The sequence below is a fragment of the Glaciibacter kafniensis genome (assembly GCF_039538945.1).
Taxonomy (GTDB): domain Bacteria; phylum Actinomycetota; class Actinomycetes; order Actinomycetales; family Microbacteriaceae; genus Cryobacterium; species Cryobacterium kafniensis.
The window spans coordinates 93,734-113,747 of sequence record NZ_BAABCN010000003.1 but is presented as its reverse complement, the minus strand read 5'-3'; the positions used below and the strand labels follow the sequence as shown (position 1 = coordinate 113,747).

At 64.8% G+C, this 20,014-nt stretch carries 18 protein-coding genes; 14 read left to right on the top strand and 4 right to left on the bottom strand.

Annotation, left to right across the window (positions count from 1 at the left end):
• Positions 1 to 6: 6 nt before the first annotated feature.
• On the bottom strand, positions 7 to 423 hold the full coding sequence (gene sdhC, locus ABD791_RS08525) for a succinate dehydrogenase, cytochrome b556 subunit (protein WP_345064848.1): 417 nt from the start codon (positions 421 to 423) through the stop codon (positions 7 to 9).
• A 216-nt stretch (positions 424 to 639) separates the two neighbouring features.
• Here sdhC and ABD791_RS08520 point away from each other — a divergent pair, with 216 nt between their 5' ends.
• From ABD791_RS08520 to ABD791_RS08485, 8 genes are all read left to right on the top strand, one after another.
• A complete protein-coding gene (locus ABD791_RS08520) occupies positions 640 to 1,761 on the top strand; it encodes a mannose-1-phosphate guanylyltransferase (protein WP_345064845.1) in 1,122 nt (373 codons plus the stop codon).
• 98 nt (positions 1,762 to 1,859) lie between these two features.
• Positions 1,860 to 2,930: a BMP family lipoprotein gene (locus ABD791_RS08515; RefSeq protein WP_425562241.1), complete on the top strand. Its 1,071-nt coding sequence runs from the start codon at positions 1,860 to 1,862 to the stop codon at positions 2,928 to 2,930.
• A 144-nt stretch (positions 2,931 to 3,074) separates the two neighbouring features.
• The gene (locus ABD791_RS08510) at positions 3,075 to 4,163 is read left to right on the top strand and encodes a BMP family lipoprotein (protein ID WP_345064839.1); all 1,089 of its coding nucleotides are present in this window, start codon (positions 3,075 to 3,077) and stop codon (positions 4,161 to 4,163) included.
• Positions 4,164 to 4,319: 156 nt separating this feature from the next.
• The gene (locus ABD791_RS08505; protein ID WP_345064836.1) at positions 4,320 to 5,840 is read left to right on the top strand and encodes an ABC transporter ATP-binding protein; all 1,521 of its coding nucleotides are present in this window, start codon (positions 4,320 to 4,322) and stop codon (positions 5,838 to 5,840) included.
• Positions 5,837 to 7,144, top strand: a complete 1,308-nt coding sequence (locus tag ABD791_RS08500; protein ID WP_345064834.1) for an ABC transporter permease — start codon at positions 5,837 to 5,839, stop codon at positions 7,142 to 7,144. The genes ABD791_RS08505 and ABD791_RS08500 overlap by 4 nt, the downstream gene beginning before the upstream one ends.
• Positions 7,144 to 8,430, top strand: coding sequence for an ABC transporter permease (locus ABD791_RS08495; RefSeq protein WP_345064831.1), 1,287 nt, complete (start codon positions 7,144 to 7,146; stop codon positions 8,428 to 8,430). The genes ABD791_RS08500 and ABD791_RS08495 overlap by 1 nt, the downstream gene beginning before the upstream one ends.
• Entirely contained in the window at positions 8,427 to 8,861 is a 435-nt protein-coding gene (locus ABD791_RS08490) for a cytidine deaminase (protein ID WP_345064828.1), read from the top strand. The genes ABD791_RS08495 and ABD791_RS08490 overlap by 4 nt, the downstream gene beginning before the upstream one ends.
• On the top strand, positions 8,858 to 10,171 hold the full coding sequence (locus ABD791_RS08485) for a thymidine phosphorylase (RefSeq protein ID WP_345064825.1): 1,314 nt from the start codon (positions 8,858 to 8,860) through the stop codon (positions 10,169 to 10,171). Before ABD791_RS08490 ends, ABD791_RS08485 begins: the two co-directional genes overlap by 4 nt.
• Before the next feature lie 243 nt (positions 10,172 to 10,414).
• Here ABD791_RS08485 and uriH read toward each other — a convergent pair whose 3' ends face one another.
• Positions 10,415 to 11,362: a uridine-preferring nucleoside hydrolase UriH gene (uriH, locus tag ABD791_RS08480; RefSeq protein ID WP_345064822.1), complete on the bottom strand. Its 948-nt coding sequence runs from the start codon at positions 11,360 to 11,362 to the stop codon at positions 10,415 to 10,417.
• A gap of 49 nt (positions 11,363 to 11,411) precedes the next feature.
• Between uriH and ABD791_RS08475 the strand changes: the two genes are divergently transcribed.
• From ABD791_RS08475 to ABD791_RS08450, 6 genes are all read left to right on the top strand, one after another.
• On the top strand, positions 11,412 to 12,632 hold the full coding sequence (locus tag ABD791_RS08475; protein ID WP_345064820.1) for an adenosylhomocysteinase: 1,221 nt from the start codon (positions 11,412 to 11,414) through the stop codon (positions 12,630 to 12,632).
• A complete protein-coding gene (locus tag ABD791_RS08470; RefSeq protein WP_345064818.1) occupies positions 12,632 to 13,615 on the top strand; it encodes an IclR family transcriptional regulator in 984 nt (327 codons plus the stop codon). The genes ABD791_RS08475 and ABD791_RS08470 overlap by 1 nt, the downstream gene beginning before the upstream one ends.
• Positions 13,616 to 13,889: 274 nt before the next feature.
• Complete coding sequence (locus ABD791_RS08465; protein WP_345064815.1) at positions 13,890 to 14,708, top strand: hypothetical protein; 819 nt, start codon at positions 13,890 to 13,892, stop codon at positions 14,706 to 14,708.
• A 330-nt stretch (positions 14,709 to 15,038) separates the two neighbouring features.
• Positions 15,039 to 16,160 carry an adenosine deaminase gene (locus ABD791_RS08460; RefSeq protein ID WP_345064812.1) on the top strand — a complete coding sequence of 374 codons (1,122 nt, stop codon included), beginning with the start codon at positions 15,039 to 15,041 and terminating at the stop codon, positions 16,158 to 16,160.
• A gap of 72 nt (positions 16,161 to 16,232) precedes the next feature.
• Positions 16,233 to 16,691, top strand: coding sequence for a PTS sugar transporter subunit IIA (locus ABD791_RS08455; protein WP_345064809.1), 459 nt, complete (start codon positions 16,233 to 16,235; stop codon positions 16,689 to 16,691).
• The gene (locus tag ABD791_RS08450; protein WP_345064807.1) at positions 16,688 to 16,960 is read left to right on the top strand and encodes a PTS sugar transporter subunit IIB; all 273 of its coding nucleotides are present in this window, start codon (positions 16,688 to 16,690) and stop codon (positions 16,958 to 16,960) included. Before ABD791_RS08455 ends, ABD791_RS08450 begins: the two co-directional genes overlap by 4 nt.
• 119 nt (positions 16,961 to 17,079) lie before the next feature.
• Here the strand turns inward: ABD791_RS08450 and ABD791_RS08445 are convergent, their stop codons facing one another.
• Together ABD791_RS08445 and ABD791_RS08440 are read right to left on the bottom strand one after the other, a co-directional pair.
• Positions 17,080 to 19,068: a phospho-sugar mutase gene (locus tag ABD791_RS08445; protein WP_345064804.1), complete on the bottom strand. Its 1,989-nt coding sequence runs from the start codon at positions 19,066 to 19,068 to the stop codon at positions 17,080 to 17,082.
• The gene (locus ABD791_RS08440) at positions 19,065 to 19,898 is read right to left on the bottom strand and encodes a purine-nucleoside phosphorylase (protein WP_345064801.1); all 834 of its coding nucleotides are present in this window, start codon (positions 19,896 to 19,898) and stop codon (positions 19,065 to 19,067) included. The genes ABD791_RS08445 and ABD791_RS08440 overlap by 4 nt, the downstream gene beginning before the upstream one ends.
• Positions 19,899 to 20,014 lie beyond the last annotated feature (116 nt).

Here is a 20,014-nt window from a genome sequence, read left to right as displayed (position 1 = left end):
CCCCTCCTAGTGGCTAAAGACGTTCATCAAATGGCGGGGAGCGAAGCCAAGCATCGTGATCACCCAGAGCGCGATAACCACGTAGAACATGATCTTCGAGTACTTCGCATTCCAGAAGTCGATGAGGATGATGCGCAGCCCGTTGAACGCGTGGAACACGATGGCGCCAACCAGGGCGACTTCACCGAGCCCCATGATCGGCGTCTGGTAGGTGCCGATCACCGAGTTGTAGGCCTCAGGACTGACGCGCACGAGCGCGGTGTCGAGAATGTGAACCAGCAGGAAGAAGAAGATCGCGACGCCGGTGATGCGGTGGAGAACCCACGACCACATTCCTTCACGGCCCCGATAGAGGGTTCCGGCGGGGCGACGCGATGTTGTCTTTTGCTGAGCTGTCAGGGTTCCTGCCGGAATCTGTGGCATGAACAACCCTCCCTGGCTGAATGGTGAGACCCCGACGATTGGGGGGCCTGCGGCTCGCTGAGCGCGTGGAGCCAGTCTAGTTCCAGCCGCAATGCATTTTCCGGTTAGGGCAACCTAAGAAGCGGAGGGGGCCGGGCGGTATCTCTCGTCGCACGAGGCTCTCACGCCGCGGCGCGAAACCTCGGATGCCCAGTTCCCGCCGGGTAGGCTGGCTGAATGTCTCACTCCACTGACGCTCTGAACCGGTTCTATGGCGTGATTCCCGCCGGCGGAATCGGATCCCGGTTGTGGCCCCTGTCGCGGGCCGACGCCCCCAAGTTTCTTCACGACCTGACCGGGTCGGGGCAGACCCTTCTGCGCGACACCTGGGACCGGCTGGTTCCGCTTGCCGGCGACCAGCGCATCATGGTCGTGACCGGGCGTGCCCATCGCGCGGCTGTCGAGGCGCAGCTGCCAGAACTCGCCGATCACAATGTCGTACTCGAAAGTGAGCCGCGCGAGTCGTCGGCCGCGATCGGTCTGGCCGCCGCGATCCTTCAGAAGCGCGAGCCTGGCGTCATCATCGGCGCGTTCGCCGCCGACCACGTGATCAAGAATGCCGTCGTGTTCCGTCAGAGTGTTCGCGAGGCCATCGCCGCAGCGGATGCCGGCTACATCGTCACCCTCGGCATCCAGCCCACTGAGCCCTCGATCGGGTTCGGCTACATCAAGTCAGCCGACCCGCTCGATATTGCGGGTGCGCCGACAGCGCGTTCCGTCGCGTCGTTCGTGGAGAAGCCCGACCTGGCGACGGCAGAGAAGTACGTCGCGAGTGGCGACTACCTCTGGAATGCCGGGATGTTCATTGCCCGCGCCGACCGCATCCTCGAAGAAATCGGCACGAACGAGCCAGAACTCCTCGCCGGGCTTCTGGAACTCGCCGAGGTGTGGGACACCCCGGAGCGCGGCGCCGTCGTCGACCGCATCTGGCCGAAGCTCAAGAAGATCGCCATTGACTATTCAGTCGCCGAGCCGGCTGCGGCGGCCGGCCGGCTCGCGGTCATCCCCGGCCAGTTCGATTGGGACGACGTCGGCGACTTCGCTTCGATCGCGAAGATCCATTCCGGCGGGCGCAAGCGCGATCTGGCGATTCTGGGCGAAGGCGCGCGCGTCTTGTCAGACTCATCGAGCGGCATCGTCGTCAGCCACACCAAGCGGGTGATCGCGCTGATCGGCGTCGAAGACATCGTTGTTGTCGACACCCCCGATGCGTTGCTGGTGACGACAAGCGCGAATGCCCAGAAGGTCAAGGCTGTCGTTGACGCGCTCAAGCTTTCCGGGTCGAGCGACGTTTTGTAGTCGCCCGTCGTTCACCCATCCACCGAGCTCACAGCACGAGCGCACGCACCGTACTCGACGCATCCTCTTCAGCACACTCACTTTCTTGGGGGCAACCAATGTCACAACGTCGTTTCATTCTTGGCGCAACTGTCGCGGTGGCGACTGCGGCTCTGTTCGCAGGCTGCGCGCCGGCTCCGCAACCGACACCGCAAACCACCTCGGCTGAGGCGGAGTATTGCGCCCGCATGGTGACGAACTCGGGCGGTCTACAAGACCGCTCCTTCAACCAGTCCAGTTGGGAAGGATTGGAGCAGGCCGGAACGAAACTCGGGATCGAGGCCAAGGCCATCGTCTCGACCGGTGAGACAGACCTCGCACCGAACGTCGCGCAGGCCGTCGACACCGGATGTTCCTTCATTCTTACTGTGGGGTGGGAACTGGCTGAGGCCACTCTCGCTGAGGCTGCGGCGAACCCCGAGGTGCACTTCGCCATTGTCGATGAGCAGGTCGACGGACCGAACATCAAGTCGATTGTGTTCGACACGGCGGAGGCCTCCTTCTTGGCCGGCTATCTGGCTGCCGGTGTGAGCAAGACCGGAGTCGTCGCGACCTTCGGCGGCGACAACCAGCCGCCGGTGACACTGTTCATGGACGGTTTTGTCGACGGCGTCGCCAAGTACAACGAGGTGCACTCCACCGCCGTCTCGGTGCTCGGCTGGAACAAAGAGACGCAGAGCGGCTCGTTCACCGGGGACTTCGAAGACGTCAACAAAGGAAAAGTTCTGGCGCAGGGCTTGATCGATCAGGGGGCAGATGTGATTCTTCCCGTCGCCGGCCAGGTTGGCGAGGGAGCGGCAGCCGCCGCGATCGGCGCTCCGGGGGTATCGCTGATCTGGGTCGACAACGATGGTTACGACACGCTTCCTGCAGAGTATCGACCGATCATTCTCACCAGCGTGCTGAAAAATACCCAGGATGCCGTCGTGCGCATCGTCAGCGACGATCTGAAGGGAACCTTCGACAACAGCCCGTTCATCGGCACCCTGGAGAACGGGGGAGTGGACATCGCGCCGTTCCACGATCTCGCCTCCGCCGTCTCGCCGGAACTGACGGCAGAACTCGATCAGATCCGTGAAGCGATCATCGCCGGCATCATCAGCGTCGAGAGTCCAAGCACTCCGCACTAAACAGGCTCATGTAACAGGTGTGTTTCAGTGATGTAACCGTTATCTGGCTGAGCCACTTTGCTCGTTTGAGCAGCGAATTGTTCGGTAGCCTGTAGCAACACAGCCCCCGGCCCAGTGCGGGGCCGCACTTTTTGGAGGTCACTCTTGAGAATCACAACCCGAAAGACCGTCTTCGGCGGTCTCGCCGCTTTGGGCGTCGCCGCTCTCCTCGCCGGATGCGCCCAGGCGCCGACATCCGGCGAATCGTCTGGCTCCGCAGCACCCGTTGCCAGCGACTTCTTGCCCTGTATGGTTTCTGACGCCGGTGGATTCAACGACAATTCGTTCAACCAGATTGGTCTCGCCGGACTGACCGATGCGGCCAAAAAACTCGGTGTCAAAGAGATCCATGTCGAGTCGAGCTCTGACTCCGACTACACGCCGAACATCACCAACCTGCTCGACCAGGGTTGCAACCTGATCGTGACCGTCGGATTCAACCTGGCCGCAGCGACGAAAGAAGCCGCCACAGCGAACCCCAAGGTGAACTTCGCGATCATCGACGATAACTCGATCGACCTGCCGAACGTCAAACCAATCGTGTTCGACACCGCGCAGGCCGCCTTCCTGGGTGGCTACGCGGCGGCGAGCTACAGCAAAACCGGAGTCGTCGGCACCTTCGGTGGCCTCCCGATCCCGCCCGTCACCATCTTCATGGATGGTTTCGCCGATGGCGTCAAGTACTTCAACGACCAGAAGAGCAAGGACGTCAAGGTTCTCGGCTGGGACGTTGCCTCCCAGAACGGCGTCTTCACCGGTGGTTTCGATGCCGGAACCGTCGCCAAGCAGACTGCACAGGGCCAAATCGACCAGAACGCCGACGTCATCCTTCCGGTTGGCGGACCGATCTATAAGAGCGCTGCTGAGGCAGTTCGCGACGCCAATAAGGGAATCGTGCTGATCGGCGTTGACGCCGACCTGACCCAGACCGACACGGCTAACGCCGATCTCTTCTTGACCTCGATTCTGAAGGGCATCCAGCCCGGTGTTGAGGAGACCACCACCGCCGCTGCGGAGGGAAAGTTCGACAACTCGCCGTTCGTTGGCACGCTGAAGAACGAAGGTGTCGCCCTGGCTCCGTTCCACGACTTCGAGTCGAAGGTCGACCCCGCTCTGCAGGGCGAGCTTGACACCATCAAGGCAGGCATCATCGACGGCTCGATCCCGGTCGAGTCGCCGTCCTCGCCGAAGTAACACTCACTATCAGGCGTCGGGGGGGCCAGCACAGCTGCTGGCCTCCCCCTCACCGTTAACCGATCACCTGAACGGCACCGACTCCCTCTGATCTGTGCTGAACTGTTCCCCTGGACATCGCGAAGCGGCGAATGTCGGAAGGTAGATTGACTGACCATGAAGCTTGAACTTCGCGGCATTACGAAGCGATTCGGTTCGCTTGTTGCCAACGACCACATCGACCTCACCGTGGAGCCGGGTGAGATCCATTGCCTCCTCGGCGAGAACGGCGCAGGCAAGTCCACGCTGATGAACGTGCTCTACGGCCTGTATCAGGCCGATGACGGTGAAATCCTGCTCGACGATGTCGTGCAGCACTTCGCTGGCCCTGGCGATGCGATGGCCGCGGGCATCGGCATGGTGCATCAGCACTTCATGCTCATCCCCGTGTTCACCGTCGCCGAGAACGTGATGCTCGGACACGAGGAGACCACGTTCGGTGGTCGACTGAACATGGCGTCGACGCGAAAGCGCGTGCGCGAACTGTCTGACCAGTTCGGTTTCGATCTCGATCCCGATGCACTCATCGAAGACCTCCCTGTGGGCGTTCAGCAACGCGTCGAGATCATCAAAGCCTTGTCTCACAACGCGAAGGTGCTCGTCTTCGACGAGCCGACTGCCGTGCTGACTCCGCAGGAAACCGACGAGCTCATGCTGATCATGAAGCAGCTCAAGGCCGCGGGCACCGCCATCGTCTTCATCACGCACAAACTGCGCGAGGTGCGTGAAGTCGCCGACCGGATCACCGTCATCCGTCTGGGCAAGGTCGTTGGCGAGGCCTCACCGACCGCCACGAATGAAGAACTCGCCTCGTTGATGGTCGGCCGCGCGGTCGACCTCGTCATCGACAAAGCACCCGCGAAGCCGGGTGCCTCTGCGCTTGTCGTCACCGATCTGTCGGTCATCGACCCGCACGGGCAACTCGTCGTCAACCGGGTCAGTTTCGATGTCAAGGCGGGCGAGATCCTCGCCATCGCCGGAGTGCAGGGCAACGGGCAGACCGAGCTCACCGAGGCGATCATGGGTCTGCAAGACCGTGTCACCGGCGACATCTCCTTGAACGGAAAGAGTCTGACCAAGTTGAGCGTCAACAAGGTGCTCGAATCCGGAGTCGGATTCGTTCCGGAGGACCGCAACGAAGACGGTCTGGTCGGAGACTTCACGATTGCCGAGAACCTGATGCTCGACCGGTCGAACGGTGCGCCATTCGTCAAAGCCGGAAACCTTCAGCTGCGCTACCTCAACGAGTTCGCTCAGGAGAAACTCGGTGAATATGACGTTCGGGCCCAGGGCATCACCACAGCGGTGAGCAAGCTGTCGGGCGGTAACCAGCAGAAGGTGGTGCTCGCTCGGGAACTCAGCCGGGACCTGCAACTCTTCGTCGCCGCTCAGCCGACCCGCGGTCTTGACGTGGGATCGATCGAGTTCGTGCACAGCCAGATCGTCGCTGCGCGAGACGCCGGAGTTCCCGTCATCGTCGTCTCGACCGAACTCGATGAAGTGACGGCCCTGGCCGATCGAATCGCCGTCATGTACCGCGGAGGAATCGTGGGCATCGTGCCCGGCACTACCTCGAGAGACACCCTCGGATTGATGATGGCCGGAGAAGCCGCACCCGAAGCAGGAGAAGCAGCATGAGCGACCCCCAGATTCCCGCGACGGGTCAGCCGGGTGGGCCAACTCCACCGGCCCCTGTGACTGACACCCGATCGGTGGCGACAGGCCAGAAGGTCGAACCGCCGACCCGTTTTCAGGTGGCAATGAACGAGATCATGGGCGGATCCATCATGATCTCGTTCCTGTCGATCGTGCTGGCCATGCTGGTCGGTGCGTTGCTGATCGCGGTCACCGACCCGAACGTGCAGGCGACGGCCGGATACTTCTTCTCCCGTCCCGGCGACCTCTTGAACGCGGTCTGGCAATCAGTAGCCGGCGCATACTCCTCACTGTTCCAGGGCGCGATTTACAACTTCCGTCGCCCGGAGTTCGCCGATGCGATCAAGCCGATCATGCAGACGCTGAACTTTGCCACCCCGCTGATCATCGCCGGTCTCGGAATCGGTCTCGGTTTCCGCGCCGGCATGTTCAACATCGGTGGACGCGGCCAGATGCTGATCGCCATTGGCATCTCGGGCTGGATCGGTTTCTCGTTCGATCTGCCCTACGGCATCCACATGATCGTCGCCATTATCGGCGGCATGGTCGGTGGAGCGCTCTGGGGCGGCCTGGTCGGTCTGCTCAAGGCCCGTACCGGCGCCCACGAGGTCATCACGACCATCATGCTCAACTATGTGGCGTTCTATCTGATCTCCTATCTGCTCCGCACCCCTGGCGCGTTGCAGGCTCCGGGCTCGAACAACCCGAAGTCGCCGGGGATGAAGGAAACCGCAGTCTTCCCGAAGCTTCTGGGAGACCAATACGCCTTGAACCTCGGCTTCATCTTTGCGATCATTGCGACCATCGTCGTCTGGTGGATCCTCGCGCGCTCGAGTCTCGGCTTCAAGTTCCGCGCTGTGGGAGTGAATCCGAGTGCCGCCCGGGTGGCGGGTATCAATGTCGGCAGCGTCTTCATCTGGGTAATGGTGATCTCAGGTGCCCTCGTCGGCCTCGCCGGAGTTTCACAGATCCTCGGTACCGTGACCACCGGCTTCAGCTCGGGGATCGACGCCGGCATCGGGTTCGATGCCATCACTGTCGCGTTGCTCGGGCGGTCCAAGCCCTGGGGCATCTTCTGGGCGGGCATCCTGTTCGGAGCGCTGAAAGCGGGCGCATTCTCGATGCAGGCCGCGCAGGGCATCCCCATTGACATCGTGCTGGTCGTGCAGTCAATGATCGTTCTCTTCATCGCAGCGCCGCCGCTGGTTCGCGCGCTGTTCCGGTTGCCCACCCCCGGGGTCTTCAAGAAGTCCATGCCCACCCGGCTGAAAGTTGAGGGTCTGTGATGACTACCCTGACGCACACTCCTGAACAGGGAGCCAGCAAGATCGTGCTTGAGACGACGGTGATCAGAAGCTGGAAGGCTCCGGTCTCATTCGGAATCATCACTCTGCTGTCCCTCATCTTGTTCGTTGTCTTCTCCCGTCCTGGCGTGAGCCAGTTTCGGTTGACGGCCGAAGCGAATCTGATTCAGCTCCCGGTCATTTCGTTCCCGACAGTGGCGACCTGTGTCATCATCACGGTGCTGATGGCCGCATTGACCGTGCTCGCTGCGCTGCGAGTGCGCTCGGGGCACAAAGTCTCGCTCTGGCTGGTCGCCCTCTTCGGCTTCCTCTTCCTGGTGAACTTTCTCACCTGGGCCGGCGCCGGGTCGTCGATCCCGGTCTACGGTTTGCTGCTTGGCACCGTCGCGTTGAGCGCTCCACTGATCTTCGGTGCGCTCGGCGGTGTGATTTCGGAGCGATCCGGTGTCGTGAACATCGCGATCGAGGGGCAGATGCTCGCCGGAGCCTTCGTCTCAGCGATGATCGCATCGATCACCCGGTCGCCGTTCCTCGGCCTTCTCGGAGCGATGGTCGCCGGAATGCTCGTGTCGTTCATCCTCGCCGCGTTCGCGATCAAATACCTCGTCGACCAGATCATCGTCGGTGTCGTGCTGAACGTTCTTGTGCTCGGGCTCACCAACTTCCTGTACTCCACGGTGATGACCGCGAACCCTGAACTGCTCAACTCGCCGCCGCGCTTCGATCGACTTCCCATCCCGGTGCTCAGCGAGATCCCGATCATCGGACCGCTGCTGTTTCAGCAGACGATCATCATCTACATCATGTACGTGGCGATCGCCGCTGTCTGGTTCGGGCTGTACCGCACCCGGTGGGGCCTTCGAGTGCGCGCGGTCGGCGAGCACCCGCAGGCGGCGGACACCGTCGGCATCAAGGTCGGGCTGACCCGGTTCTGGAACGTCTCGCTAGCCGGCGCCGTCGCCGGCCTCGGTGGCGCCTACTTCACCCTCGGCTCCGTCGGCTCGTTCAACAAAGAGATGACAGCCGGTGCCGGATTCATCGCCCTCGCGGCGGTTATCTTCGGCCAGTGGGACCCGATCAAGGCAACCCTGGCTGCCCTCCTGTTCGGGTTCGCGACGAACCTGCAGAGCGTGCTCGGGATCATCGGTTCGCCGGTTCCGAGCGAGTTCATGCTGATGCTGCCCTACATTGTGACGATTCTCGCCGTGGCCGGATTCGTCGGAAAGTCGCGGGGCCCCGCTGCGAGCGGAAAGCCGTACATCAAATGACCGAGTCATCGACGCCGGTCGCCGACCAGGTCGACTGGGAGGCACTGCACGTCGCAGCCCTCGACGCGATGACGAAGGCGTACGTTCCCTACTCGCACTTTCCGGTGGGAGTCGCGGCGTTCGTCGACGACGGTCGTCTGATCACCGGATGCAACGTCGAGAACGCCTCGTACGGGCTCACCCTCTGTGCCGAGTGCGCTTTGGTGTCGACTCTGCACCTGACCGGTGGCGGACGCCTCATCGCGTTCGCCTGCGTCGACGGCAATGGCAACGTGTTGATGCCGTGCGGACGCTGCCGCCAGCTGCTCTATGAGCACTCGGCGCCGGGAATGCTGCTGAAGACGGTGTCGGGTGTGAAGACGATCGACGAGGTGTTGCCCGACGCGTTCGGTCCCCGCCAGCTGCTCGAGTATGCCGGAGAGACGCCGTGAGTGGCGACGGAGGGCACGGCATCGAAGCATTCGATGCCGTCGATCTGATCCACACCAAGCGCGATCGCGGCGAGCTCAGCACCGCCCAGATCGACTGGCTGATCGATGCGTTCACCCGCGGCTACGTCGGCGACGAGCAGATGGCTGCCCTCGCGATGGCCATCTTCTTGAACGGGATGAGCCGCACCGAGATCCGCGATCTTACGATGGCAATGATCAACAGTGGCGAGCGGATGAGCTTCGCGGGTCTCGGCAAGCCGACGACCGACAAACATTCGACCGGCGGGGTCGGCGACAAGATCACCCTGCCGTTGATGCCGCTTGTCGCGGTGTTCGGCGCCGCGGTTCCGCAGCTGTCCGGCCGGGGCCTCGGCCACACCGGCGGCACGCTCGACAAGCTCGAGTCGATCCCCGGCTGGCGCGCGAATCTCACCAATGACGAGATGTTCGCACAGCTGCGTGACCATGGAGGTGTCGTCTGTGCAGCCGGCAGCGGGTTGGCGCCCGCCGACGGCAAGCTCTATTCGCTGCGCGACATCACCGGAACCGTCGAAGCGATTCCGCTGATCGCATCCTCCATCATGTCGAAGAAGATCGCCGAGGGAACCGGCGCGCTCGTGCTCGATGTGAAGTTCGGCTCCGGCGCCTTCTTGAAAGACATCGAGAAGTCGCGGGAGCTCGCCCGCACGATGGTTGAGCTCGGCAGGGATGCCGGCGTTGCCACTACGGCGCTGCTCACCAACATGAACGTTCCGCTTGGTTTCGCCATCGGCAACGCCAACGAGGTGCGGGAGTCGGTGGAGGTGCTCGCCGGAGGCGGCCCCGCCGACGTGGTTGAACTGACCGTCGCGCTGGCCACCGAGATGCTCGCCGTGGTCGGAATCGTCGATGTCGACGTCGCTGCAGCCTTGAAAGACGGCCGCGCCATGGACAAGTGGCGCGACGTGATCCGGGCTCAGGGCGGAGATCCGGATGCGCCGCTGCCGGTCGCGAAAGAGACCCACACGGTTCTCGCCGATCGCGACGGCGTTCTCGTCGAACAGCAGGCGCTGCCCTTCGGGATCGGCGCCTGGCGCCTCGGCGCCGGTCGCGCACGGAAGCAGGACCCGGTGCAGCACGCGGCCGGAATCGATTTGCACGCGAAGCCGGGCGACACTGTTCGCGCCGGAACTCCGCTGTTCACCCTGAGCGCCGACGAGCCAGAACGGTTCGCCCGCGCGCTCGAAGCTGTCGAGGGCGCCTGGCGGATCGGTGACCAGGGGGATCCCATTCTCACCGGTGGTCCGCTGATCGCGGAGCGTATCTCCTAGCCGCACAAACCATGACGGGCTCGGCCAACCCGTTGATCGAGGAGCAGCCGACGCGGGAGGCCGCGTCTATGAGGCAAATGACCACTTCGTTGATCGAGGAGCAGCCGACGAAGGAGGCCGCATCTCGAGATCTCGCGAGCCAATCCTTGAACTCGGGTTGAGTTCGGACATCGGCTCGCGAGGTCTCGAGACACTCGCTGGCGCTCGCTCCTCGACCAACGAGATGGTGACGAGCGCGCGCGACTACTCGGCTGGATCGCCGATGCGTTCCAAGGCATCGACGATTAGTGCCCAGAACTTCTCGTGATCGAGGTCGATGGCGACCTGCGTGGTGCAGTCGGCGGGCGCGGGGGAGCGGAAGTCGGCGACGGTCATGCCCAGCGTCAGGGTTCCGGTGAGTTCGACGTCGAGCGGGGCCTTGCGCACGGTCATCACAGTCGGGTCGATCACGAACGCGACAGCGCACGGATCGTGAACGGGCGGGAAGTCGAAGCCCTGGGCATCCTTGTAGGTCTCACCGAAAAACTCGAGAAGCTCGCCGACGAACCGGGCAGGGCCGGTGCCGACGGCGGCGATGCGCTCGGCGACATCGGGGGTGGCCAACGCCTGGTGGGTGAGGTCGAGACCGATCATCGTGAGCGGCCACTTCTCGTTGAAGACGATGTGTGCGGCTTCGGGGTCGATCACGATGTTGAACTCGGCCGTTGCCGACCAGTTGCCCACGTTGAAGCCGCCACCCATCAACACGACCTCTTTGACACGGTCGACGATGCGCGGCTCTTTACGGGCGGCCATCGCGATGTTCGTCAACCCGCCGGTGGGCACCAGGGTGATCTCACCTGGTTCGTGCGCCATGATCGTGTCGATGATCAGGTCGACGGCGTGACGGCCGTCCAACTCAATGGTGGGCTCTGGCAAGACGGGACCGTCGAGGCCGCTCTCGCCGTGAATCGATGGGGCGAGCTCAATCTGCCGCACCAGCGGGCGTGGGCAGCCGGCCGCGAACGGAACCCCGGTGATCCCGGCCACGCGAGCGACAGAGAGGGCGTTGCGGGTGACCTTCTCCAGAGTCTGGTTGCCGACCACCGTCGTCACCGCGACGAGTTCAATGTCGGGATTGCCGTGCGCGAGCAGCAGCGCAATCGCATCGTCGTGGCCGGGGTCGCAGTCGAGAATAATCTTCGTCACCATGTTGTCCAACATATATGAAAGTCACGTTCATGTGTGCAAAACTTTGTGCATGACTGACAAGACTCTGACGGATGCCTCTGTTCGCACTGACCCGGACGCCGACACCCTCGCGACTGGTCGCGCGCGCATCGAGTGGATTCGCTCCCGAATGCCGCTGCTCGCGGAGGCCCGCGCCGAATTCGAGTCGACGCGTCCGTTCGCGGGACGCCGCATCGGCATGTCATTACACCTGGAACCCAAAACTGCCGTGCTGCTCGAAACCCTGCAGGCGGGCGGGGCTGAGGTCGTGGCGACGGGAAACCACGGCTCGACCCAAGACGACATCGTGGCGGTGCTGCGTGACGGCGGTATGACGGTGTTCGGCGCCCGTGACGACAGCTTCGACGAGCACCACCGCAATGTGCAGGCCGTGCTCGATGCCGAACCCGACATCCTGCTCGACAATGGCGGTGACCTCGCCGCCGGTCTCGTGGCCGCCGGGCGCACCGCATCCGTGACCGGCGGAACCGAGGAGACAACGTCGGGCGGTCTGCGCCTGCGCGGTGAGATGTCCGGAGCGATCCCCTTTCCGGTGATCGTGATCAACGACAGCCTGCTCAAGGCGATCGGCGAGAATCGGCACGCGGTCGGCCAATCGGTCGTGGAGAGCTTCATGCGCCTCACCAATTTGATGGTGCCGGGCCGCCACTTCGTCGTCGCCGGCTACGGCTGGTGCGGGCGGGGGATCGCCCAGTACCTGCGCGCACTCGGCGGTCAGGTCGCCATCGTCGAGGTCGATGTGATGAAGGCCTTCGAGGCGGCGCTCGACGGGTACCGGGTCGGCGCGATCTCCGATCTGGCCGAGTGGGCGGATGTCGTGATCACCGCGACCGGTCAGCCGGGAGTGATCGCCGGTGACACCTTCGATCTCTTCCGAGACGGCGTCGTGCTGGCGAACAGCGGCCACTTCGCGGGCGAAATCGACGTGCCGGGGCTGCTGGCCGGTGCCGAATCGGTCACTCAGGTCGCGGACGCCATCCAGCGCATCGATCGTGCCAACGGCCGTCACGTGGTGCTGCTCGCCGAGGGACGCATGGTCAATTTGGCCGGTGCCGCGCCGAAGGGCAACTCGCTCGAATCGATGGATCTCGGTTTTCTGCTGCAGGTGCTGTCGCTCGAACGGGTGGTAACAGCGCCGGAGACTCTCGTGCCGGGTGTCCAGCCGGTGCCGGTCGACATCGAGCGCACGATCGCCACCCGCTTTGTCGCGGCGCTCGACGCGAAGCGCTGATGGCTGCGGCAACGGCGCCGGTCGCGGGCGCAGCGACGGGCATGGACGTGGGCACGGCGACAGGCTCGAGCGTGGGCACGGCGACGGGCACGAGCGTGGGCACGGCGACGGGCACGCGCACGCGCACGGCCACAAGCACGGCCACGAGCACGGCCACGAGCGCGGCCACGAGCACGCCCACGACCGCAGCGGCGGGCACAAGTGCGGCCACGGCTACCAGCTACGCGGTTCCGGCGCTCGACAAAGCCCTCGACGTGCTCGAGCTGTTGGCGGCGCGCTCCGATGGCCTCACCCAGGCGCAGATCGCCGAGGAGATCGGGCGCAGCGTCGGAGAGATCTTTCGGGTTTTGCAGGCCCTCGAGCGGCGCGGATTCATCTTGCGCGATCGACCGTCCGGGCTCTATCTGCTGTCGACGCGCATGTTCGAGCTGGCGCAATTGCACCCGCCGCTGCGCGGATTCGTGCAGCGTGCGCTCGGCCCGATGCAGCGGCTGGCCAGCGATGCAGTGCAGTCGTGCAACCTGTCGATCCTCGACGGCGCCAGTGTGCGTGTCGTCGCGCAGGCCGAGAGCCCGGGCGACTTCGGCTTTCGGGTGCGGGTCGGGGCGGCGTTTGAGATCGCGGCCACCACGAGCGGTGCGGTGCTTCTCGCGTTCGCGCCAGACGACATCCGTGAGTACACCCTGACCGAGCTGCGCTCCCGGGGGCTCGGCGACGCCGGTGTCGCGACTCTGGAGACGCGGATGAGTGTGGCCAAGCGGCACGGATTCCTGGAGGAGGTCGACGCGCAGCAGGCCGGCATCCTCGACCTCGTGTACCCGGTCTTCGGGCGTGACAACCACGCGATCGGAGCCCTCACCGTGCCCTGCGTCACCACGAGTTACAGCGAGCACGATGCGCAGACGGTGAGTCGTCTGCTCGGTGAGACCGCGAAGTCGCTCTCGCTGCTGATGAGGGGCGATGCGGCGGCCCTCCAGCCGTAGCCGAGCGTTCTCGCCTTCTCGCGTTCTCGTTTTCTCGCGTTCCCTCGCGCACGGGGTGCCGCGAGTTGTCACAGATAGCCCCTTGGATCGCGTTCAAGGGGCCATCTCTGACAACTCGCGAGAGAAAATCACGGGGTGTGGACAGATTCGACCGGATGTTTCGGCATCGTGGCACTCTAGGCGGATGCATCGGCGCACACCGCTCCCGCCCATACTCGTCTGGGGGCCGTTCACACCCCGCGAGGCCCGCGACCGTGGGGTGAGCCGGAAGCGTATGCGCTCCAGCGACTTGGCGAGCCCGTTCTACGGCGTTCGAGCTCAGGCGGGCGCGGAGTCTCTCATCGACCGCTGTGAGGCGTGGGCTGCGCGGATGCCGTCGGCTCCGGTGTTCAGCCACGTCACGGCAGCACAACTGCACGGCATCCCGCTGCCCAGGAGAATGAGCGAGAGTGCGGCGCTTCACGTGACTGTGGTCAAGCCGGTGCGGACGCCACGGGCGGTTGGCATTGTCGGTCATACCAGTGACAGCCTGCCTGACGTGGTGCTGATCGACGGATTGGCAGTTTTCGGGCCGGCGCAAACATGGTGTCAGCTCGCCCCGATGCTGGGACTCGACGAAATGGTCGCGGCCGGTGACCGGGTGATCGGACTCCCGACGCCGCTCGCGACGGCCGACCAGCTCGCATCTGCCGTGCGTGCCTACGCCGGACATCGCCACGCCAAGAAGCTTCGCGCGGCGTTTGAACTGGTGCGCCCCCGCGTCGAGTCGCCTCGCGAAACCAGGCTTCGCTTGCTCCTCATTCGTGCCGGTTTTCCGGAGCCCGAGACCAACCGTCCCATCCCCTTGCTTCCCGGGCGCAAGCCGGCTAGGGGCGACCTCATGTACCCGCAATACAAGGTTCTCGTCGAATATGACGGCCAACAGCACCGTACCGATGAAGCGCAGTATCAGCGTGATGTCGAGCGCCTCGCCGACATCGCCGAAGCAGGCTGGATCAACGTTCGCGTGCTCAAGGGCATGTCGGATGCGACGGTGCTGGCCAACGTGGAGCGTGCACTTCGGTCGCGTGGCTGGCGCGGCGAGCGTTCCTGATAGCCGAGGCGAGTTCTCCGTCGCCATCCGCCTCGCCCGCCGTGCGTCGCCATCCGCCGCGCCCGTCGTGCGTCGCCATCCGCCGCGCCCGTCGTGCGTCGCCATCCGCCGCGCCCGTCGGTGCCATCTGGCCCCGTGAGTTGTCACAGATGGCCCCTTGGATCGTGTTCAAGGGGCCGTCTGTGACAACTCGCGAGGAAAAGTACCGGCGTGGAACTCTCGGGGAGAACAAAGGGGTGGAAGGGCCGCGCACACACGTGCACACCACCGCCCGCCGACGCTTCACGAAACAGCGAGACTCAAGGGGCGCTGCGCCGGTAGATTAGACGAGTGAACACGACCCCACAGGAATACCTGCTGCCCGGTGGCGCCATCAGCATCAACGCGTTGCCGAAAATCGCACTGCACGACCACCTTGACGGTGGTTTGCGCCCGTCGACCATCATCGAACTCGCCGACTCGATCGGCTTTGAGCTGCCGGCAACGGATGCCGCATCACTCGGAGCCTGGTTCGCCGACCGGGCAAACTCCGGCTCCCTCGTCGAATACCTCAAGACCTTCGACATCACTACCGCTGTCATGCAGACCCACGAGGGGCTCGTGCGCGTCGCCCGCGACTTCATCGAAGATCTCGCCGCCGACGGCGTCATCTACGGTGAAATCCGCTGGGCACCCGAGCAGCACCTCGGCCGCGGTCTCAGCCTCGACCAGGTCGTCGAGGCCGTGCAGGAAGGCGTCGACGCCGGCATCGAGAGCGTTGCCCAGAACGGCTCGCGCATCAAGATCGGTCAGCTCCTCACCGCGATGCGTCACGCCGACCGAGGCCTCGAGATCGCTGAACTCGCCGTGCGACACCGCAACAACGGTGTCGTCGGCTTCGACATCGCCGGTGCAGAGCTCGGATTCCCGGCACGCAACCAACGGGCCGCGTTCGATTACCTGGCGCAGGAGTTTCTGCCCGTCACGGTGCATGCCGGCGAGGCAGACGGGCTCGACAGCATCCGCGGCGCGCTCTTCGACGGACGCGCCCTGCGTCTCGGTCACGGCGTGCGGATCGCCGAAGACGTGACGATCCAGCGCGAAGATGACGCGAGCACTTTCGTCACCCTCGGCCCGATCGCCCAATGGGTGCGCGACCGCGAGATCACCCTTGAGCTGAGCCCCTCGTCCAACCTGCAGACCGGTGCGATCGCCGCCTGGGGCGACGACCTGCTCGACCACCCGTTCGATCTGCTCTACCAGCTCGGCTTCCGGGTCACGGTCAACACCGACAACCGCCTGATGAGCAACACGACCCTGACCAAGGAGCTCGCTCTGCTCAGCGACGCCTTCAGCTACGACGTCGACGACCTCGAGGTGTTCCAGCTCAACGCGGCGGCGGCGGCCTTCCTGCCGTTGGACGACCGCGAAGAACTGACGGATGCCATCATCGCCGGCTTCGCGAACGCCTGACCCTCCTGGCCGTTCGAACCCGCTCCAGCCCCCTTCACCCTCGCGTCACCAACGCCAACCACGAAAGCTCATATGCCACTGCCGTCCCTGCCGCTTCCCGCTATCGCGATCGGCGTGCATGCCACAGATTGGCGCGCTGCGATCACCGCGGCGGGTGACGCTTTGGCGCGCTCCGGCGCCACGACACCTGACTACACCGAACGCATGATCGGGGTCATCGACGAGTTCGGCGCGTACATCGTCATTGCGCCGGGCCTGGCACTCGCTCACGCGCGCCCCGGTCCCGATGTGCTGCGCGAGGGTCTCTGCGTCGTGACCCTCGCCGAACCCGTGGCGTTCGGGCATCCGCACAACGACCCCGTCAGCGTCATCGTCGGGCTCAGCGTGACAAGCCCAGACGAGCACGTGCAGTTCGTCGCCGAGCTGGCGAACATCTTCAATGATCCCGCGGTCATTCCGGCGATCGCCGCCGCCGCATCGGCCGAAGAGATTCGCCTGCTGCTCGGCGTGACCGACGAGGAGCAGGCATGAAGGTCGTTGCACTCTGCGGAGCCGGCATCGGCACCTCCGCGATTCTCAAGGTGAACGCGGAGCGTGTGCTGGGGCGGCTCGACATCGACGCGGAGGTCACGGCCACCGACATCAAGCATGTGCAGGATGTCGCCGCAGACGCCCAGGTCATCCTCACCTCGTCAGAACTCGTCGACGCGATCGGCAAGACCAACGCCGACGTCGTCGTGATCAACAACTACTTCGACCTCGAAGAGCTCACCGCGAAGCTGGAGATCGCGCTGGGCTGAGCTCGCCCTGGTTCGTGAGACCAGGCCAGCGGTTGCGTGCGCGAGTCAGCAGTTGTCGGAGCCTCACGTCAGGGGAGGCACCGACAACTGCCGTTTCGCGAGTAAGTGCGCGGCGCGCGTCAGCCGATCAGTTCGCGCATGCCGGCATCCAGCACGGCAAGCGCCGACTCCGCCTCACGCTTGCGCTCGGCAACCGTGCCGTCGGTACTGTGCGTGTCGAGGTAGACCTTGAGCTTGGGCTCGGTACCGCTCGGCCGCACCATCACGCGTGAACCGTCGATGAGCTTGATCCGCAACACGTCGCTCGGCGGCAGGCCGGCAAAGCCATCGCGCAGATCTTCAATGCGTTCGACCAGGATGCCGCCGACCGCGATCGGCGGGTTTTGCCGAAGCCGCGTCATGACCCGGTCGATGTCGGACAGATCGGTCACCCGCACCGAGATCTGACCCGAGGCGAAATGCCCGAACCTGGCACTGAATTGATCGAGGTGGTCTGCCAGCGTCAGGCCGTCGGCCTTGAGTTCGCTGACCAGCGAGAGCAAGGCGAGGGCGGCGGAGATGCCGTCTTTGTCGCGCACCGAATCGGGGTTGACCAGGTAGCCGAGGGCTTCCTCGAATCCGTAGATCAGCCCGGGAGCGCGAGACACCCATTTGAACCCGGTGAGGGTGTCGGCAAATCTCAGGCCGTAGTCCTCTGCGACGGCGGCCAGCGCCGGCGACGAGACGATCGAGCAGGCCAGGGTGCCGGTCGGCGCCGGGCTGCCGGGGGCGGCCTGTGCTGCGCGGGCTGCGTGCTCGGCGGCACGCCAACCGAGGATCGCCCCGACCTCGTTGCCGCTCAACCGGCGATAACCCTCCGCACGCGTCGCATCGGGGATGGCGATCGCGAGACGGTCGGCATCCGGATCGTTGGCGATGATGAGCTCCGCGCTGACCTCGCGCGCGGTCTCGTAGGCCAAGTCCATGGCGCCGGGCTCTTCGGGGTTCGGGAAGGCAACGGTCGGGAACCGCGCATCGGGGGCGATCTGCGCATCGACGAGGGTCGGCAGCACGAAGCCAGCGGCTTCGAAGACGCGACGGGTGGTGTCCCAGCCCACACCATGCAGGGCTGTGTAGACCGTGTTGACCTGCGCGCGCGGGCGCGGAGCCAGACTCGCGGTGGCCGCGATGTAGGCCTGCACGACCGCCTCCGACGCCGTCTCATAGGGCGCACGGGGCAGCTCGGGAACGAGCTTTTCGGCCGACACCTCGAGAATCGCCGCGGCGATCGCCGCGTCGGCGGGCGACACGATCTGCGACCCATCGTTCTCATCGCCGAGATAGACCTTGTAGCCGTTGTCGTTCGGCGGGTTGTGCGAAGCCGTGACCATCACTCCGGCGCTGGTGCCGAGGTGGCGCACCGCAAAGGCGAGCACGGGGGTCGGCAACAACCGCGGCAGCAGGATGGCGCGCACGCCGGCTCCGCTCATCAGCTCGGCCGTGTCGGTGGCGAAGACCTGTGAGTTCTTGCGGCCGTCATAGCCGATCACGATCGACGGGGTGACGCCCGGCCGGGCCGCCGCGTGCAGGTAGGCCGCGAGCCCGGCAGCAGCCTGGGCGACGAGCACCCGGTTCATCCGATTGGGGCCGGCCGCGATCTCGCCGCGGAGTCCCGCAGTTCCGAACGCGAGCCGGCCGTCGAAGCGGGAGCGCAGATCGGCTGCAGCCGCGGCATCCCCGCCCGTCGCCAGCGCCAGCAGTGAGCGCAGCTCAGCGCGCGTCTCGGGGTCGGGATCCTGGGCCAGCCAGGCCTGCACCGCGGCGAGGAGTGCGGGGTCGGTGGTGGCAGCTACCGCAGTCGGGATGGCAGCGGTCGCTGTGGTCGGGATGGCGGCGGTCGGTGTCGCATCCGTTCCGTCGGCTCGGTCGGCGCCGTTGGGTTCGACGACATCGTGGCCAGCGGCTTCCGCCGGGTGTGACTGTTCCGGTCGGGAGGAAGGCTCGCCGGACCCAGTGCCCGCACCGCCCGCCGTCGGAGCCGCGATCGGCATCATCCGGGTCGCGTTCAGATCGTCGGGGCCGGCAGCGTGACGACCTCGCGGGCGGCTGTCGTCGCCGATCCCGCTCACAGTGCCGCCACGATGCGGGCGAGGAGAGCGCTGATCACCGTCTCGGCGTTCCGCCCGGCCTCGATGACCTCTGTATGGCTGAGCGGCGTCTTCTGAATGCCGGCGGCCAAGTTGGTGATCAGCGACATTCCGAGGATCTCCATGCCCGCCTGGCGGGCGGCAATCGCCTCGAGCGCCGTCGACATGCCCACGATGTGGCCACCGAACGACTTCGCCATCTGCACTTCGGCCGGCGTCTCATACTGCGGTCCGCGGAACTGGCAGTACACGCCGTCGTCGAGGGTTGGCTCGATCGTGCGCGCGAGGTCGCGCAGCCGCGAGGAGTAGAGGTCGGTGAGATCGACGAACGTCGCGCCTTCGAGGGGGGAGTCTGAGGTGAGGTTGATGTGGTCGCTGATCAGCACGGGGGTTCCGGGCTTCCAGCTCTCCTTGATGCCCCCGGCGCCATTGGTGAGCACCATCGTCTTCACGCCGGCCGCCGCTGCGGTGCGCACGCTGTGCACGACTCTGCGCACACCGTGGCCTTCGTAGTAGTGGGTGCGGGCTCCGATGACGAGCGCGCGCTTGCCGCTCGGCAGCAGCACAGAGCGCAGGGTTCCGACGTGTCCTTCCAGCGCCGGAGCGCTGAAACCGGTGATCTCCTGGGCGGGGATGGTGTGGGTGGTCTCGCCGATCAGGTCGGCGGCCTTGCCCCATCCGCTACCCAAAGTGAGGGCAACGTCGTGCTGGGCGACGCCGGTGAGAGCGGCGATTTCGGCAGCAGCGGTCCGGGCGATCTCAAACGGATCAGCGTCGGGAGCGTCTAGCGGATTTGTCTCGGAATTCAGCATCCCACCACTCTAATTGGCTGCCCCATTCGACGGAGATATCGCCGCAATATTTGCTCGATTGCGCAGGGAACGGCGGCTCAGGTCAGGTGAGGCGAAAATCTCCGTCGAATGGGATC

Excerpts from the sequence above, each read along its gene's own strand:
- ABD791_RS08440 (WP_345064801.1), bottom strand. The coding sequence starts at position 19,898 with ATGCTGAATTCCGAGACAAATCCGCTAGACGCTCCCGACGCTGATCCG.
- ABD791_RS08455 (WP_345064809.1), top strand. The coding sequence starts at position 16,233 with ATGCCACTGCCGTCCCTGCCGCTTCCCGCTATCGCGATCGGCGTGCAT.
- uriH (WP_345064822.1), bottom strand. The coding sequence starts at position 11,362 with ATGGTGACGAAGATTATTCTCGACTGCGACCCCGGCCACGACGATGCG.
- ABD791_RS08475 (WP_345064820.1), top strand. The coding sequence starts at position 11,412 with ATGACTGACAAGACTCTGACGGATGCCTCTGTTCGCACTGACCCGGAC.
- ABD791_RS08495 (WP_345064831.1), top strand. The coding sequence starts at position 7,144 with ATGACTACCCTGACGCACACTCCTGAACAGGGAGCCAGCAAGATCGTG.
- ABD791_RS08450 (WP_345064807.1), top strand. The coding sequence starts at position 16,688 with ATGAAGGTCGTTGCACTCTGCGGAGCCGGCATCGGCACCTCCGCGATT.
- ABD791_RS08500 (WP_345064834.1), top strand. The coding sequence starts at position 5,837 with ATGAGCGACCCCCAGATTCCCGCGACGGGTCAGCCGGGTGGGCCAACT.
- ABD791_RS08520 (WP_345064845.1), top strand. The coding sequence starts at position 640 with ATGTCTCACTCCACTGACGCTCTGAACCGGTTCTATGGCGTGATTCCC.
- ABD791_RS08465 (WP_345064815.1), top strand. The coding sequence starts at position 13,890 with ATGCGCTCCAGCGACTTGGCGAGCCCGTTCTACGGCGTTCGAGCTCAG.
- ABD791_RS08490 (WP_345064828.1), top strand. The coding sequence starts at position 8,427 with ATGACCGAGTCATCGACGCCGGTCGCCGACCAGGTCGACTGGGAGGCA.
- ABD791_RS08515 (WP_425562241.1), top strand. The coding sequence starts at position 1,860 with ATGTCACAACGTCGTTTCATTCTTGGCGCAACTGTCGCGGTGGCGACT.
- sdhC (WP_345064848.1), bottom strand. The coding sequence starts at position 423 with ATGCCACAGATTCCGGCAGGAACCCTGACAGCTCAGCAAAAGACAACA.
- ABD791_RS08505 (WP_345064836.1), top strand. The coding sequence starts at position 4,320 with ATGAAGCTTGAACTTCGCGGCATTACGAAGCGATTCGGTTCGCTTGTT.
- ABD791_RS08470 (WP_345064818.1), top strand. The coding sequence starts at position 12,632 with ATGGCTGCGGCAACGGCGCCGGTCGCGGGCGCAGCGACGGGCATGGAC.